Annotated in this window: 21 protein-coding genes; 13 read left to right on the top strand and 8 right to left on the bottom strand. The window is 43.7% G+C overall.

Features of this window, described 5'->3' with window-relative positions:
- The first annotated feature begins 4 nt into the window (after nt 1-4).
- Nucleotides 5-829, top strand: coding sequence for a sulfite exporter TauE/SafE family protein (locus FD961_RS07520; RefSeq protein WP_215393324.1), 825 nt, complete (start codon nt 5-7; stop codon nt 827-829).
- Here FD961_RS07520 and FD961_RS07515 read toward each other — a convergent pair.
- The 3 genes from FD961_RS07515 to FD961_RS07505 all read right to left on the bottom strand — a co-directional run bounded on the left by FD961_RS07515 (nt 819) and on the right by FD961_RS07505 (nt 3,175).
- Complete coding sequence (locus FD961_RS07515) at nt 819-1,586, bottom strand: ABC transporter permease (protein ID WP_215393323.1); 768 nt, start codon at nt 1,584-1,586, stop codon at nt 819-821. The genes FD961_RS07520 and FD961_RS07515 overlap by 11 nt on opposite strands.
- A complete protein-coding gene (locus FD961_RS07510; RefSeq protein ID WP_215393322.1) occupies nt 1,576-2,517 on the bottom strand; it encodes an ABC transporter ATP-binding protein in 942 nt (313 codons plus the stop codon). The genes FD961_RS07515 and FD961_RS07510 overlap by 11 nt, the downstream gene beginning before the upstream one ends.
- A 76-nt stretch (nt 2,518-2,593) precedes the next feature.
- On the bottom strand, nt 2,594-3,175 hold the full coding sequence (locus FD961_RS07505; RefSeq protein WP_215393321.1) for a histidine phosphatase family protein: 582 nt from the start codon (nt 3,173-3,175) through the stop codon (nt 2,594-2,596).
- Between the two features lie 147 nt (nt 3,176-3,322).
- Here FD961_RS07505 and FD961_RS07500 point away from each other — a divergent pair, with 147 nt between their 5' ends.
- Nucleotides 3,323-3,856, top strand: coding sequence for a superoxide dismutase family protein (locus FD961_RS07500; protein WP_215393320.1), 534 nt, complete (start codon nt 3,323-3,325; stop codon nt 3,854-3,856).
- Nucleotides 3,857-4,004: 148 nt separating this feature from the next.
- Here the strand turns inward: FD961_RS07500 and FD961_RS07495 are convergent, their stop codons facing one another.
- Genes FD961_RS07495 through FD961_RS07485 form a run of 3 tightly spaced genes read right to left on the bottom strand, consistent with a single transcriptional unit; the run spans nt 4,005 to nt 6,037 of the window.
- Nucleotides 4,005-4,403 (bottom strand): dihydroneopterin aldolase, encoded by a 399-nt coding sequence (locus FD961_RS07495; RefSeq protein WP_215393319.1) that lies wholly within the window; start codon nt 4,401-4,403, stop codon nt 4,005-4,007.
- A 16-nt stretch (nt 4,404-4,419) separates the two neighbouring features.
- A complete protein-coding gene (locus FD961_RS07490) occupies nt 4,420-5,418 on the bottom strand; it encodes an NAD(P)/FAD-dependent oxidoreductase (RefSeq protein WP_215393318.1) in 999 nt (332 codons plus the stop codon).
- Entirely contained in the window at nt 5,411-6,037 is a 627-nt protein-coding gene (locus FD961_RS07485) for an alpha-ketoglutarate-dependent dioxygenase AlkB (RefSeq protein WP_215393317.1), read from the bottom strand. Before FD961_RS07485 ends, FD961_RS07490 begins: the two co-directional genes overlap by 8 nt.
- A gap of 80 nt (nt 6,038-6,117) precedes the next feature.
- Here FD961_RS07485 and FD961_RS07480 point away from each other — a divergent pair, with 80 nt between their 5' ends.
- The 4 genes from FD961_RS07480 (at nt 6,118) to FD961_RS07465 (ending at nt 7,370) form a co-directional block, all read left to right on the top strand.
- The gene (locus tag FD961_RS07480; RefSeq protein WP_215393316.1) at nt 6,118-6,516 is read left to right on the top strand and encodes an MAPEG family protein; all 399 of its coding nucleotides are present in this window, start codon (nt 6,118-6,120) and stop codon (nt 6,514-6,516) included.
- Between the two features lies 1 nt (nt 6,517).
- Nucleotides 6,518-6,697 (top strand): hypothetical protein, encoded by a 180-nt coding sequence (locus FD961_RS07475; protein WP_215393315.1) that lies wholly within the window; start codon nt 6,518-6,520, stop codon nt 6,695-6,697.
- A gap of 63 nt (nt 6,698-6,760) precedes the next feature.
- The gene (locus tag FD961_RS07470) at nt 6,761-6,904 is read left to right on the top strand and encodes a hypothetical protein (protein WP_215393314.1); all 144 of its coding nucleotides are present in this window, start codon (nt 6,761-6,763) and stop codon (nt 6,902-6,904) included.
- A gap of 37 nt (nt 6,905-6,941) precedes the next feature.
- Nucleotides 6,942-7,370, top strand: a complete 429-nt coding sequence (locus tag FD961_RS07465) for a DUF2244 domain-containing protein (RefSeq protein WP_215393313.1) — start codon at nt 6,942-6,944, stop codon at nt 7,368-7,370.
- Here the strand turns inward: FD961_RS07465 and FD961_RS07460 are convergent.
- Nucleotides 7,362-7,907 carry a DUF4149 domain-containing protein gene (locus FD961_RS07460; protein ID WP_215393312.1) on the bottom strand — a complete coding sequence of 182 codons (546 nt, stop codon included), beginning with the start codon at nt 7,905-7,907 and terminating at the stop codon, nt 7,362-7,364. The genes FD961_RS07465 and FD961_RS07460 overlap by 9 nt on opposite strands.
- Before the next feature lie 35 nt (nt 7,908-7,942).
- On the opposite strand from FD961_RS07460, the gene FD961_RS07455 reads away from it, so the two are divergent.
- From FD961_RS07455 to FD961_RS07430, 6 genes are all read left to right on the top strand, one after another.
- A complete protein-coding gene (locus FD961_RS07455; protein ID WP_215393311.1) occupies nt 7,943-8,530 on the top strand; it encodes an Rrf2 family transcriptional regulator in 588 nt (195 codons plus the stop codon).
- A gap of 19 nt (nt 8,531-8,549) precedes the next feature.
- Complete coding sequence (locus FD961_RS07450; RefSeq protein WP_215393310.1) at nt 8,550-9,965, top strand: 3'-5' exonuclease family protein; 1,416 nt, start codon at nt 8,550-8,552, stop codon at nt 9,963-9,965.
- Nucleotides 9,962-11,224: a DASH family cryptochrome gene (locus FD961_RS07445; RefSeq protein WP_215393309.1), complete on the top strand. Its 1,263-nt coding sequence runs from the start codon at nt 9,962-9,964 to the stop codon at nt 11,222-11,224. Before FD961_RS07450 ends, FD961_RS07445 begins: the two co-directional genes overlap by 4 nt.
- 55 nt (nt 11,225-11,279) lie before the next feature.
- Nucleotides 11,280-11,678 carry a BLUF domain-containing protein gene (locus FD961_RS07440; protein WP_215393308.1) on the top strand — a complete coding sequence of 133 codons (399 nt, stop codon included), beginning with the start codon at nt 11,280-11,282 and terminating at the stop codon, nt 11,676-11,678.
- 213 nt (nt 11,679-11,891) lie between these two features.
- The gene (locus FD961_RS07435) at nt 11,892-12,857 is read left to right on the top strand and encodes a cyclase family protein (protein ID WP_071465183.1); all 966 of its coding nucleotides are present in this window, start codon (nt 11,892-11,894) and stop codon (nt 12,855-12,857) included.
- Nucleotides 12,858-12,901: 44 nt separating this feature from the next.
- The gene (locus FD961_RS07430) at nt 12,902-13,897 is read left to right on the top strand and encodes a tripartite tricarboxylate transporter substrate binding protein (RefSeq protein ID WP_215393306.1); all 996 of its coding nucleotides are present in this window, start codon (nt 12,902-12,904) and stop codon (nt 13,895-13,897) included.
- On the opposite strand, the gene FD961_RS07425 is transcribed toward FD961_RS07430, so the two are convergent.
- Entirely contained in the window at nt 13,884-14,564 is a 681-nt protein-coding gene (locus FD961_RS07425) for a TetR/AcrR family transcriptional regulator (protein WP_215393305.1), read from the bottom strand. The genes FD961_RS07430 and FD961_RS07425 overlap by 14 nt on opposite strands.
- A gap of 24 nt (nt 14,565-14,588) precedes the next feature.
- Between FD961_RS07425 and FD961_RS07420 the strand changes: the two genes are divergently transcribed.
- The gene (locus FD961_RS07420; RefSeq protein WP_215393304.1) at nt 14,589-15,473 is read left to right on the top strand and encodes a 3-keto-5-aminohexanoate cleavage protein; all 885 of its coding nucleotides are present in this window, start codon (nt 14,589-14,591) and stop codon (nt 15,471-15,473) included.
- The last annotated feature ends 7 nt before the right edge of the window (nt 15,474-15,480 follow it).

Raw genomic sequence — 15,480 nt, 5'->3', positions numbered from 1 at the left:
AGACATGTTAATCAGTGATATTGCGTGGCTGATGTTGGGTGGAAGTCTGTCAGGTTTTTTGGCAGGCTTATTAGGAATTGGCGGTGGGGTAATTTTAGTTCCACTCATGATTCTGATATTTAGCCGCTTGGGCTTTCATGAGAATGTTCTGATGCATATCGCCATTGCAACAGGTATGGCTAGCGTTTTATTTACCACTTCTTCAGCGGTGATGGCGCATCAGAAGCGTGGCAACATTGATTGGAAGCTAGTTGGCGCCTTATCGCCGGGGCTTGTGTTGGGTGCTGTAGTCGGTGGCGGAAAATTTTTTGATGTGATTAATGGAGCTTGGCTATCGCTAGGATTTTCCATTTTTATGATTTACTCATCTACCCAAATGATTCTGAATAAATCCCCTCATGCTGCACGTGGATTGCCTGGACGCTTTGGCCTTTTTGGCTTTGGTGTCTTGACGGGCATCATTGCAAGCCTACTAGGGGCAGGTGGCGCATTCATTACCGTCCCATTTATGATTTGGTGCAATGTGAAGCCCCATAACGCCATGGCAAATTCATCGGGCTTAGGCTTTCCAATTGCTGCCTCATCGACGTTGGGCTATATCTATGGGGGCTGGGGTAACGCATCCTTGCCCGAGTATTCGCTTGGCTATGTTTATGTGCCTGCTTTATTGTGCATTGTGATTACCAGCATGCTTGCTGCACCAATAGGGGCAAAGGTGGTAAGCAGGCTAGAGGCGCCTAGATTAAAGCGTATTTTTGGGTTTACCCTGTTACTTGTTGCCTTGTTCATGCTGAACGAAAGCAGAAAGGCTTTTGGAATTACTTTTTAAGACGATAACCTGTCTTAAATATCCAGATGACAACTGCAATTGATATTGCTAAAAAGGACATTGTCATTCCGAGGCTTACCCAAAGCGATACATCTTCAATGCCATAAAAGCTCCAACGAAAGCCACTGATGAGATAGACGACTGGGTTGAGTAAGGCTACTTTTTGCCAGAAGGCCGGTAAAACAGAGATGGAATAAAAGCTTCCGCCCAAAAAGGTGAGGGGCGTAATGATTAGTAGTGGAACTACTTGGAGTTTTTCAAAGCCATCTGCCCACACGCCAATGATGAAGCCAATCATGCTGAAGGTAATGGAAGTAATCACTAGGTAAAACAGCATCCAGAAGGGATGATCTATTTGCAGGGGTACAAAAAAGGTTGCGGTAGCAAGAATAATCAATCCCAAAATAATCGATTTACTCGCTGCAGCGCCAACGTAGCCCATCACAATCTCTAATGGTGAGATTGGGGCAGAGAGAATTTCATAGATGGTCCCACTAAATTTAGGAAAGTAGATTCCAAAAGAGGCATTCGAGATACTTTGCGTCAGCAGTGACAGCATGATGAGGCCGGGAACGATAAATGCGCCATAGGAAATGCCCTCCATTTGCGTCATGCGTGAACCAATAGCAGAGCCAAAGACAATAAAGTACAAAGAAGTCGAGATTACCGGGGCAATAATGCTTTGCATTAAAGTGCGGCGCGTTCTTGCCATTTCAAATTTATAAATGGCACGTACACCATAGTAATTAAGCTTCATGGGTATTTGCCTCTGAGTTAATAAGATTGACAAAGATTTCTTCTAGCGAACTCTGTTTTGTATGGAGGTCTTTAAAGACAATGCCCAGGCTAGTAATTTTTTGTAATAGCTGTGCAATATTGATATCTTCGTCTTTGGAGTCAAAGCGATACGTAAGCTCACATTTATCTTCGGAAAGACTTAAGCTTGGAAAATCCAGCTCCTTCGGAAGGCTCTGCAGTGGATTTTGCAGTTGAAGAGTTAACTCTTTTTTGCCCAATTTATTCATGAGCGCTAATTTGTTATCCACCATGATGAGCTCGCCACCGCGAATAATGCCAATGCGGTCCGCCATCTCCTCGGCTTCTTCAATGTAGTGGGTCGTCAGAATGACGGTGGTGCCATTGTCCTTGAGAATTTTGACTAAATTCCACATGTCTTTTCTGAGGCTGACGTCTACACCAGCAGTGGGCTCATCCAGAAAGAGAATGCTAGGTTCATGCGAGAGCGCTTTTGCAATCATCACTCGGCGTTTCATGCCACCTGACAGCGTCATGATTTTGCTATTACGCTTATCCCATAAAGACAGGTCTTTCAGGATTTTTTCAATGAAGGCTGGATTGGGTGCTTTCCCATACAGGCCGCGACTAAAGGTAACGGTATTCCAGACGGTTTCAAAAGAGTCAGTCGAGAGTTCTTGGGGAACCAGACCAATCAACTCTCTTGCCTCACGGTAATCGCCGATGATATTTTTACCATCCACCAAAACTTGACCACTGCTAGGACTCACAATTCCACAAATAATGCTGATCAGCGTAGTTTTTCCTGCGCCATTTTGTCCAAGTAGAGCAAAGATTTCACCTTTGGCTATCTCTAAATTAATATCCTTTAGTGCTTGGAAGCCGGATTGATAAGTCTTAAAAAGATGGGAAATCGAGAGGATGTTATTCATAGGACTAATCATATTGGAAATTGAGCGCTTCCCCTATGAAGCAATGAATTACTACTAGATTGTTACGCGTAAATCCTCAAAAGCTTGGGCTTGGATAGATCTGTTGAGAGAGATTCTTGCCACTCGGATCTACTTTAACTAAAACCATGTCTCCAACATTCACCACTTTTCCTGCATAAGCCTGAATATTGACGTGGTGTGTCACCAGAATCAGGGGCGTCTTTGGGTTTTCATGCAATTGGATCTGAATGAGTTTTTCTAGATCTTGAGTTTGTTGCTTCTGCAGACTCATGTCATCAAAAAAGGAGCCTAGCGCAGGTGAGGTAGTAACCGCACCTTTATTTAAGAGTTTTGCCGTATCAAGACAGCGGCACCAGACACTACTGATGACTTTTGCTGATGAAATTCCTTGGCTGGTTAGCCATTGGCCGATGATGACAGCCTGTTTTTTGCCCTTATCTCCTAAATTTCTTTGGGTAGAGCATTTATCTAGTTGATAGCCTGCGGGATCTCCATAACCTGGCGCATCAGCATGGCGCATTAGTAGGACATGCTGACCATCACTTAGATCGCTAGCAAGGCTTGCTTGTGCGGGCAATGTAAAAAAATGAAGTAAAGCGCCTACTGTCAGAGTGGTAATTATCTTGTGTAGTTTCATGGTTTTATGCATTTCTAGGGCCTCAGTGTATTCAAAATTTACAAATGATGCAGGGTTCTGATGCTAGAGCCAATTACTCAGCGCAAGCCCTTTATTTGTGTCAAACTGAAGCAGTCATTTGAATAACAAAAAAGTATGGAGTCATCTATGAACATCAGCAAAAAACAGTCGCTTCTCATGTTGTCCGTGGCTAGTCTATTTTCGCTAGCTGCTTGCCAGTCCATGGAGCAGGGTACTGGCCAGAAAGCCAGCGCGTCATTGGAATCAAAATCGGGCTCTCAAGCCAAAGGTGAGGTCACCTTTGTTTGGCAAGGTCACGATGTATTAATTAATGGCAAATTTTCTGGTTTGAAGCCTAACTCTGAGCAAGGTTTTCATGTGCACGAGAAGGGGGATTGCTCCTCTCCGGACGCAATGAGTGCAGGACCGCACTTTAACCCTGATACAAAGATGCATGGTGTTCCAGATAGTGGCATGAATCACGCGGGAGATATGCCAAATATCAAAGCAGATGCAAATGGCAATGCAACTTACACAGCTAAATTACATGGTTTTGCTGTAAATACTGGATCAACAGGTATTGTTGGTCGTGCTGTAGTGGTGCACAGAGATCCAGATGATTACAAGAGTCAGCCTGCTGGTAACTCTGGCCCGCGCATTGCCTGTGGCTTGATTAAATAAGTAATTGTCATCGGACTGCAATTCTGAAAGCTGTTGCTCTGCTGAAGCCCTCAAATCTAGTCACTCATTTTTATGGAGTGACTAGATGAGATTCATCCAAAAGATTCGCCAGATCTATGACGATATCTTAAGTTTTATCAGGGCCAATTTACGCTGAAGTACTAGAAGCTCTATAGGTATTCAGGGTTAATGAATCTACCGAGAGTCTCACACCAAGCGATCCTGATCCTGCGCGAACAGGAAACTTTCTGAGGCCAATATCCATCGCCTTAATTTCAGAATATTTTGCACAGGCTTCAATGATGCGAGTCATGAGTCTTTCTTGGGATTCGTAATGACAGTCTCCAGCAAGTCTATCAATCTCAATAATCAGGGGGTCGTAATCAAACACGTTCTCCATCACATCTTCTGCAATCAGAACCAGTTTTGCATCAATCCAAAGGGTTAAATCCAAAAGATGTTCTTTGGGAATGATCGCTCCTGGCGCATAAGTGCCGATTTGGGTTTGGAGTTTGAGATCTCGTAATTCGATGGATGCTAAAGCCATTGCAATTCCTTATTCATTAAAGTGTTGTTTGAGCGGTAATTGCATTTGCTAACCGATAAGCGCTAAGCCAAGCACCTTCCACTCTACCGCCATGCAGCCAGTCTCCGCAAAGACCTAATTGGATGTCCTCAAAAACTTTAAACCCTGGGTTAGCTACAGTAGAACCGCTCGCATAACGCCAGCGATGAATAGAAATTGCGGCATGCTGACAATCTAAACCTAATCTTTTGGCACATTCCAATATTTGTTTACTAGCCTCATCTTTGTCTAGTTCAATCCATTCTTGACTCCACTGTGGATTAGCGTGAATCGTCCAAGACTCTTGGCCTTCTCGCTGTGGCTTTGAATTGTTTCTAGAAATCCAGCTGATGATTTCACCATTAATAAAAGCGGCATCAAAAGGAATGCTCTGCTTTTCATTAAATACGGCCATTACCGTCCAGCAGCCCAGCATATCGACCTGATTTTTAGCTTCAATCGACTGGTCTACTAAGTTCGTTAGGGCAAAGGCTTGTGGTGACGGAATTGCTAGTACTAAAAAATCAAATTGACCTTCAAGTTTTCCATTTTCAAGGCTGCTTAGAGTCCATTTCCCATTCTTGTGGGCAATGCTATGAATAGTTTGACTGTAAATAACATCCAAGTTCTTAGCTAAATATTTTCCAGGAGAATTCATGGAGGGTATGCCAACATAGCGCTGGTCATTGGAGGCACTCTCTCGCCACTGCCCATCTTCATAGACCTTGAGGTGTGGATGCCATTTAGCCGCAACGCCAGCGGTAAGCCAGGTGTTTAGTTCATCCATAAAAAGAGGGTCTCTTGCCATGAAATATTGAGCGCCATGGTCAGCAGACCAGCCCTCCCCATTGCGGGTACTCATACGACCGCTGGGTCCACGACTTTTTTCAAATACCTGAACCTTAAATCCTTTTGCTTGTAATTGAGTGGCGCAGCTCAGACCTGCTAGGCCGGCCCCAATGATGGCGATCGTTGGCCCAGTATTGTGATTAAGCATTTTGAATCAGAATTTTTCTAAATGTTAAGTTGATACGAGAAGTAGAAACTTTTTTGCTTTTTAGCAATGCATGCTGCCAAAATTTTTGTGTGGGACTGCGCATGATGAGGACGCTAGCATTTTCTAAATAAACAGGAATGGTCGTTTTGTCTTCTTTATGACGAAAGGCAAACTTACGTTGAGCCCCAAGACTAAGTGAGGCAATTGGCGCGCTTGCATCTAGTTCTTTTTCATCATCGCTATGCCAGCCCATGCCATCATCGCCATCGTGATAGAGATTGAGGAGGCAAGAATTAAATTCCGATTGAGCAAGTTCTTCCATTTCTTGCTTGATTGATAGCAATTCTGGCGTCCATGCTTGAGGGCTCTTTTTAACTCCGGAGTAGGTATATGAGCAATCCAAATCCCCAACCCAAGCTACCTTACGGCGGGTGGTAATCTTTTTACCAAATAGGATGAGCTGATCAGATTCCCATGCAAGCGATCTCTGTAGCTGATCCATTAAATTGGCGGCATGAACATCGCCTAGTACCTCTGGTAGGTACTGTGCAGAACCATCCCTGGGCAGCAGATTAATCGTGCTGTCAGAGTGCTTAAATTCAAATAAGGAGCTTTGCATTACTGAAAGGGTTTTGCGGCAAGCGCCAGTTCTATAAAAACCCTAGAATAGCCTTAAATTCAATTTCTTGAAGGCGGCAAATGAACCAATATCTTTACACCTCGTTTATTACCTTACTTACGGTTTTACTGATGCTTGGCTTAACGTTTAATGTGGGCAGAGCTAGAGGTAAATATCAGGTCAAAGCACCTGCAGTTTCAGGTCATGAGCTATTTGAGCGTGCCTATCGTATCCAGCTCAATACGATTGAAAGTGTATTGATGTTTTTACCTGCCCTATGGCTTTATGCCATCTTCATTGGAGATAAAGGGGCCGGTGATTCTGGCGTCATTTGGTTAATTGCTAGGCTTGTGTATGCGATTTCTTATCAACTCAATCCATCCAAACGGGGTTTAGGTTTCTTGGTATCTATTTTGGTAATAGCCGGTTTATGGGCTGGTGCTGCCTATGGCATCTTTCATCAATACATGAAGGTCTAACGTGAAAGCTCCAGATAAGCGCTGCTGTGGCTCCGGTGTTTGCATCATTAATGATGCAGGCGAGTGCTGGTGTGGACAGGTTTGGGATGGTGAAAAAATGGCTGCACCAAGCTTAAATCTGAATGTGTCGGCATCCCCCAGTCGGAATTCAGACTCGGATAAGACTGAGCCTGAGCATTGATACTTTTTATTTCATGTTGTATCGCAGACCAATTTCAATTAAAGAAAAAAATAGGAGATTTAAATGATTCAAAAGTTACGCATCAAACTCGCTCGCTTCATTCTGGGTAAACATTGCCCTTGCTATCAAATGGGCTATCACAATATGGTCGATTTTCAGCAACGTAGTGCTGACCAGTTAGCCAAAGCTCAAGCGCGTAGCAAGTAAGTTATTTATCGGCAATTCCTAGGGCATGGATATGAGCGTGAGACGTTGGCAAATGCGCAGAAACTGTGCTTTGACTCCGAAGCAGTTACTCCAGTTTTATATTGCCCTGGTCTGCCTCTCATTAATTGTCGCAACTGGCTTTTTCTTGGCTGGTGTGTGGGTTATTCCCATTTTTACAGCCTTAGAGTTAACTGCAGTAACGATTGGTTTCTTAATCTACTGCAGACATGCCCTTGATTCAGAAACGATTGAGGTTGATGGCAAGCGCCTGATGGTTAAAAAGTTCATTGGCTATAAAGAAACTTTTTACGAGTTCAATACCCAGTGGGCAAAAATTGAACCTCCGATAGAGGGCTCGAAAATATTTCATATTAGCCAATCCAACATGCGGGTTGAGCTTGGGCAGTTTATTCGATACGAACAACAGCTTGCTTTGATTAGGCAGATGCGAGCGTGCTTAGGTTGATTGTGTATTGCTTAATCTCCATGCTACTAGGATGCTAGAGAAAATTTGAGTGCATAGCAATATAAAAGTAAGGCTGTTGACGATTACAAAGTAGTTTGCAAAAGGTGAGAGCATTACAGGCATGCCATCTTGCAGCGCTGTTTCTCTTAAGTAATCCATGCGCGGTATGAGTAAAAAACTTGCCACCCCAACAGCGACTATCAATATCAACGATGGCAGACGAACTACTTTCAGTTGAGAGATGCCACGCTTAATCAAGATATTGGAGAGACTGAGGATGATAAAAGCGCATCCTAAAAAGTAATATGAGAGATGTTGCATTAGTAGGTGGGCAATCATTCCAGCCGCTTGAGAATCTTCCATTAAAAAATAGGGAGCGAGGCATCCAAGAGTTTGAGCCATGATGCCGCCGGCCATCAGGCAGGCAAGCAAGCGCATTAAGCGCAGTGATAAGCGGTATTTGATCGTAGAAGCTTCAACCATGGGATAAAAAGGGTTAATTAATGCGCTGCAGCACAAAGTTGGAATCAGTTTCATACTAGCCCTAATCTAATTTTTATGCCAAATACACCATGGAAGTCACTAAAGCAGTCAAGGTAGCCCTAAACGCCTTGGTCGATATTGCAAGCCACTCTACCAATGGTCAGCTAGTACCTGTTCCAGAAATAGCTCAGAGACTACAGATGTCGATTAGTCGTATTGAGCTTTTACTACGACCTCTTCGGGAGTCGGGCTTAGTGATTGGAATCAAGGGGCGAACTGGCGGCTATCAGCTCCTAAAAGATCCTCGCATGATTACGATTAAAGACATTGTTTTGGCGATGAACCGTATTAAAAAGAGAAAAGTAGAGGTATCTGATATTGCAAAAGAACTTTATCAGTCTCTAGAGACTTATATGATGAACTGCATCTCTAATGTGACTTTAGCATCTGCTATCAAAGACTATATTCCACGCTTTAGTGAGGCACAAACTGCGCCCGAAAGAAAGCCCTACTTTCCCATCGAGTCTGAAGTGAAGGCGAAGCAAGAAAAAAGACCTAAGGGAGAGTTTCAGAAAGTGGTGAAGACTTCATTTAAAAAGTCAGAAGAATTCCCGCGCGGCCCAAACTCAATTTTTAGCTTTGCTGACTATCTGAATAAAAACTCACCAGCAAACTAAAGCTGCCAAGTTATTTGCCGTGGACATCAAAGAGGTTTCCTATCCTGATTTAGCTTTTGTAGATATTGAAACCACGGGTTCTCATTTTGATCGTGATCGGATTACAGAGATCGGTATCAAAACGCTTGCAAGCAATCAAATTCAGGTATGGGAACAGTTAATCAACCCAGAAACCTTTATTCCACAAAACATTCAACGACTTACCGGCATCTCCCCCCAAATGGTGGAGAACCAACCCTCCTTTGAGCAGATTGCGAGAGATTTAAAACAAGAGCTTGAGGGAAAAATCTTCGTTGCTCATAACGCCCGATTTGATTATGGATTTATTAAGGCTTCTTTTAAAAGAATCGGAATTGAATTCAAGCCCAAGGTCTTATGTACGGTAAAGCTTTCTAGGCTTCTGTTTCCAGAGCAACCTCGCCATAATCTCGATACCATTATTAATGCCCACGGTCTTCTGGTTAGCGCTCGTCATCGTGCACTCGGTGATGCTGATTTATTGCTGCAGTTTTGGAAAGTATGTGAAAGAAAGTTTGGCAAAGAAAAACTCAATGAAGTAATCAATCAACTCATTGGTAATCCAAGCCTACCGCCAAATATAGATAAGGCATTGATAGATTCGATCCCCGAGGCTCCTGGCTGCTATATTTTTTATGGCGAAAACAAAATACCTCTCTACATCGGCAAAAGTATCTCCTTGCGTAGCAGGGTAATGGGGCACTTTCAAGGAGCCCTAACGCAGCGTAAAGAAATGAAACTCTCTTTGCAAATCCGAGATATTGATTGGATCGAAACGAGCGGAGAGCTTGGCGCCCTCATTCTGGAGTCCAGGTTAATCAAAGAACGTATGCCCAGTATGAACATCAAGCTGCGTAGATCAAAAGATCTTTGTGCTTGGAGTTTGGTTGAAGATGACTCTGGGGTGCTTACACCCGTCTTGGTTACCCATCATCAACTAGCCCCTGGATTGCAAGAGAACTTATATGGCTTGTTTTACAGCAAACGAGAGGCACATGCATATTTGAAGGCTATTGCTAAAAAACATCATCTTTGTGAAGCATTGCTCGGTATAGAGAAGAGAATTGATGGTAAAGCATGTTTTGGATATCAGGTAAAGCAGTGCGGGGGCGCCTGCCTCAATCTCACCCCGATTAGCCTGCATAACCTACAGCTGAAGACAGCGCTAGAGCTCTTCAAAGTTCAGGTGTGGCCTTATGCTGGCCCTATTGCGATTAAAGAAGGTGGCGAGATGATTGTGATTGATCAATGGTGCTATCTTGGTACTGCCATTAATCAAGATGAGCTTTATGAGCTAGCGGAATCTGGCGAGGCTGAGTTTGATTTGGATATTTATAAGATAGTCAAAAAAGCCTTATCGGGTGTCTATAAACAACATGTGATGCCCATTAGCATGCAATCATCTTCCAATAAATGACTACTGCAATCTACTGGTTTAGAAACGATCTTCGCTTAGAAGATAACCCAGCATTGGTGCTGGCTTGCAAGAGCGCTGATTTTCTCCTGCCTATTTACGTTCATGACAAGCACTTAGAGGAAGAAACCCCATGGGGATTTCCAAGAATCAGTGAGCACCGTAAAGTCTTTTTACAAGCGTCATTAGAAGATTTAAGAGCGCAGCTAAGAAGCTTGGGATCTGATTTAGTTGAACTTTCTGGTGATTTTAGGGAGGTATTTTCAAATCTACGCACTCAACTTGGCGTAAGTCAGATCTATTGTGAGCAAATTGAAGCGCCCGAAGAATTGCAGCAAGTCTCTGCGTTGCGAGATATTGGCTTTGAGGTTCAAGCTTTATGGCAATCGAGCATGTTAGATCCCCATTCTTTGCCATTTCAATTGAAGCAAATGCCAGATATCTTCACGCAATTCCGGCAACAGATTGAAAAGTCTAAATTAAGATTTGCAAAGCCTGTAGATAGCGTACAAGCGATTCCGTCATTGCCAAATGATGGAGCGGCTTATGGCCTGCAAACTGGGGTCTACACTAAGGCCAGCAATAGCTTATTTATCGGCGGGGCTAGTGGCGCGCATGCGCATATTCATCAATACTTTGAGCGTCGTCTAGTCGACACCTATAAGCTCACTCGTAATCAGCTCGTGGGCATGGATTACTCCAGTAAATTTTCTCCTTGGCTTGCTTTGGGCTGTTGCTCTGCAAGAACTATTGCAAATGCGCTCTCAGACTATGAGAATCGGTATGGTGCAAATGACGGTACATACTGGCTTTGGTTTGAGTTGCTTTGGCGGGATTATTTCCGTTTCCTACACTTTAAGTATGGTGCTAGGCTTTACCGGTCAGCGGGTCTGGGTAATAACAGAAGCAATCCATTTGATGGTCTCAAATTCAATCAGTGGGCCTCAGGAAATACTGGGACGCCCTTGGTTGATGCCGCTATGCGTGAATTAAGCAAGACAGGTTTTCTATCTAACCGCATGCGTCAGATTGTGGCAAGTTTCTGGATATACGATATGCAAGGTGACTGGCGAGCCGGTGCCGCATGGTTTGAATCTCAACTCATTGACTACGATGTGTATAGCAACCAAGGAAATTGGCTCTATATTGCCGGCAAAGGTACAGATCCCAGGGGTGGCAGACCATTTAATGTCGCCAAACAAGTAAAGGACCATGATCCTGATGGCGTATATCAAAGGATGTGGCTAAACGAGGCTGCCTAGTACGCTGGGGTAAATGCCTAGAGCAATTGACATGTGAGCTCTCTAGTATTAGCGAATGTCTCAGCTAATCGAATTAACTTATGTAAGTGAACCAGCTCAAAATATGTCTTTTTTGGGTTTGATGCGTCTTTTATATCACTCATATTCGAATAACCAAGCCCTGGGCATCACTGGAGCGCTGATTTATGAGAATAATAAATTTGGTCAAGTGATTGAAGGGGCGGAAAAAGATATCGAAGCCTTGTGGCAAAAAATTCAAAAAGATGGCCGACATAAAAATGTTCGCTTAATTGAGGCCAAGCCCATTAGCGAGCGAAGCTTTAGTAAATGGACCATGGTTTTTCAAGGAAGTGAAGAGATTGCCAAAACCCTGCCAGAAGTGAGTGCTGCGGTTGAGGATATTGAGTTTCCGGTAGGTCACCCATTATTAATTGCCTTGAGAGATAGCGGTTAAGAAGACTGGGTATTCATCGGTATTTGCTTTACTGATTAGACTTCAATCTAGTAAACCCTTTAGCAAAATCAATGACTTAGGAAAAAACTCCTAGGTCATTTTTCTATCTGTGTCGCTCAAGAATTAAGTAATTGATATCGGCTATTGACACAATTGCCGTTCCTCGATAAATTAAACAAGTGTTTAATAAAACTTAAATAAGGCATGGAGACAATGAAAAAAATTAATCGCGCTGATTTAACGGCAGCTTCAGAAAAATATAAAAATTGGGGTAAGTGGGGACCAGATGACGAGATTGGAACTCTGAATTTCACTAGTCCAGAAGACATTGTCTCGGCAGCACAATTGGTTCGTAAGGGCAAAGTGATTTCATTGGCTCTCAATTTTGATAGCAATGGCCCTCAAGGAGCTAAGACAAAATATCCATCCATGGGACGCATTAATCCTGTGCACACCATGCTCCGTACAGGAACAGATGCCTATGCGGGTGTATTGGATAAACGTGGCATTCGTGCTGCTGACGATATGGTTGTGATGCCTCTTCAATGCGGTACCCAATGGGATGGATTGGGACATGTCTTTTATGAAAACTACATGTATAACGGCTACGATTGCCGTGAAGTCTCTTCAGCTGGTGCAGCAAAATGCGGTATCGAAAAAACGAAAGCCAAGATGGTTGGGCGAGGCATCTTGCTCGATGTAGCAAGAGCTAAAGGGATGGATTGCTTGCCTGATGGTTACGGTATTACCTGTCAGGACTTAGATGACACCGCCAAGAAGCAGGGTATCGAAATTAAGCGCGGCGATTACATCATTGTTCGTACTGGTCAGATGGAAGAAAAAATTAAATCCGGAAGCTGGGATGGATATCCTGGTGGTGATGCTCCTGGATTTGCATTTGAAACTCTTGAGTGGATTCAGCGTACCGAGTTGGCAGCATTAGCTAGCGACACCTGGGGGTGCGAGGTTCGTCCAAATGAATCTGAGGCTGGCATCAATCAACCATGGCATTGGATCACCATTCCAATTATGGGCATGACGATGGGCGAAATTTTTTATTTGAAAGACATCGCTGATGACTGCTTAGCAGATGGCATTTATGAATTTATGTTTGTCGCCCCTGCCATTCCAATTACTGGGGCTGTTGGTTCGCCGACTAACCCGTTAGCAATTAAATAAGAGCCTTAGGCCAAAAAATTCCATACATGTGGATTGGAGACAAAATGCGCATTTCTGTTTGCGACGTATACAGTTATTTCTATAAGGTACTGCGGCTCGGGCTGATTGGTGGTCTTAGCCTGTTGGCAATGAACGCTATGGGGGCTTATCCTGACAAACCTATCAAATTGGTTGTCGGATTTCCTCCTGGCGGGCCAACAGATATGACCGCTCGTATCATTGCGCCGAAGCTAGGTGAACTCCTGAAGCAGTCTGTTTTTATTGAAAATAAGGCAGGTGCAGGGGGCAACGTTGCCGCGCAGGTAGTAGCGAATTCTCCTCCCGACGGCTACACCTTTTTGGTGAATTCTGCAGCTTTTGCGGTAAATCCAGCGCTGTATGGCGCGGCAGCAGGTTATAGTCCGGAAAAGAATTTTGTGCCAGTAGTATTCGTTTCCACTCAGGCTAATGTTATTAGTGTGAATGAATCTGTTCCAGTAAAAACATTGGCTGAACTTAAAGAGTATTCGGCTAAGAATAAATTATCGTATTCAAGCCCAGGTTATGGAACAACGCCACATTTAACTTGTGAAAATGTATTTCGCTTGCAATGGAAGCAAGATATTAATCACATTCCGTACAAAGGTGCTGGCCCTGCTTCAATGGCTGTAGTAGGTGGTGAGACTCCTATTGCTTGTACAGCAGTAGCTGGCGTGTACCAGTTTTCTAAACAAGGAAAAGTGCGCATCTTAGCAATTTCCAGTGAGAAGCGCTCTCCTAACTTGCCAGATGTCCCTACCTTAGTTGAATTAGGATATCCGCAGATTAAGGATTACACCTGGTCTGCAATGATGGCCCCAATCAAAACACCTAATGACATTGTTCTGAAGATGAATCAAGCGGTCAATACAGTTCTGCAGATGCCTGATGTCAGGGAGCAGATGGATAAGGCTGGTTTGGTTGTGATGGGCGGAAATCTTCAGCAGACCAATGAATACATGGGTGAGGAAGTTACCCGCTGGTCGGCTATTGTTAAAGCGCTGGGGGCTAAGGTTGAGTAGGAGGAGCTAAGAAACCTTGTTCGCAAAAATCCAAAATTTCAGGGATAGCTTGCGTGAGGTTTCCTCCTTTACATCGACCTTTTGAGATCACTTCTATGCGACCAGTATTGGACGCTACATACAAATATAGACCCATGACAAAAATTAGGCGCCAGGAAATGGATTCTGCACTTAATTTAGGAAGAGTTATTTTCAACTCCTCCATAAAGCGTAGGCTGGTTTTGTCATATAGCTTTGATCGCAAAGCGTTTTCAATACTTTTTGGTTCGTTATGAAGTCGTGCTTGCAGCTTTACAAAGCTTTTTCCGCCTTTATCTTCATTTGCCATCCGCAATGGGGGGTAGATAAATGCGTATATCAATTCGCGCAAAGGTATCGGTTTATTTTTGGCTCTTGTTTTAGCTTCGCTCAAGAGCGTGTTGCGTTCTTCCAGAATAATGCTGGCGCGTCGCTCAAATACGGCGTTAAACAAACCCTTTTTATTTTGAAAATGGTAATTAATCAATGCCTGATTTACTTTTGCGCGGGTTGCAATATCGCGCACCGTAGTCATGGCATAGCCATGTTCAGAAAACAGGGCTTCTGCAATGTCGAGCAAACGCACGGCAGTGGTATTGCTTGAATGAGGACGTACTTTTTTAACCATTATTTTTTTAATTAATTTCAAATCACTTTAACAAAAGGAAATGCGATGAGCAAAACAATTTTGACATGTGCAGTAACAGGGAATTTAACAAAACCAGAGATGACCCCTTATCTCCCTATAACGCCGCAGCAAATTGCTGATTCTTGCTTGGGCGCGGCTGATGCAGGGGCTGCAGTAGTCCATATCCATGTACGCCACCCAGATACCGGCAAGCCATCCATGGAAGTGGATCATTATGCCGAGGTTATTCAGCTTATTCAAAAACACAATAAAGAGCTCATTATTAATTTAACAACAGGCCCTGGCGGTAGATATGTGCCAACCGAAGGTGATCCTAAGTTATTTGCCCCTGGCACCACCTTATGTGACCCGCTAAAGCGCGTAGAGCATATTGCAAAACTAAGGCCTGATATTTGCTCTTTAGACTTGAACACAATGAATTCTGGTCCAGACGTGGTGATGAATACGCCCTCTAACGTCCGTAAGATGGCAAAAGTAATCAGAGATGCAGGCGTAATGCCTGAGTTGGAGATCTTTGATACTGGGGATTTGAATTTAGCAAAAGATTTATTTAAAGATGGTACGCTTGAGGGTCCGGGTTTGTATACCTTTGTCATGGGTGTGAAATACGGTCTCAATACTGATCCTGCAACTCTGCTTTATATGCGAGATCAACTGCCTGCGGGTGCTCAATGGGCGGCATTTGGTATTAGTCGCGCTGAATTTCCGATCGTTGCACAAGCATGGCTCTATGGCGGACATGTTCGAGTTGGCATGGAAGACAATATTTACCTTGAAAAAGGCGTGCTCTGCGAAAGTAATGCTCAATTAGTTGAGCGTGCTCATCGTATTCTGAGGGATATGGGTGGTGAATTAGCTTCATCCAACGAGGCGCGAGCGATGCTGGGTCTCAAGAAAACCAATTCATAGAGGCAAC

The sequence above is a fragment of the Polynucleobacter sp. TSB-Sco08W16 genome, from assembly GCF_018687455.1.
Taxonomy (GTDB): domain Bacteria; phylum Pseudomonadota; class Gammaproteobacteria; order Burkholderiales; family Burkholderiaceae; genus Polynucleobacter.
Note: the sequence above shows the minus strand (reverse complement) of the source record. Positions and strands in the feature narration are given on the sequence as shown.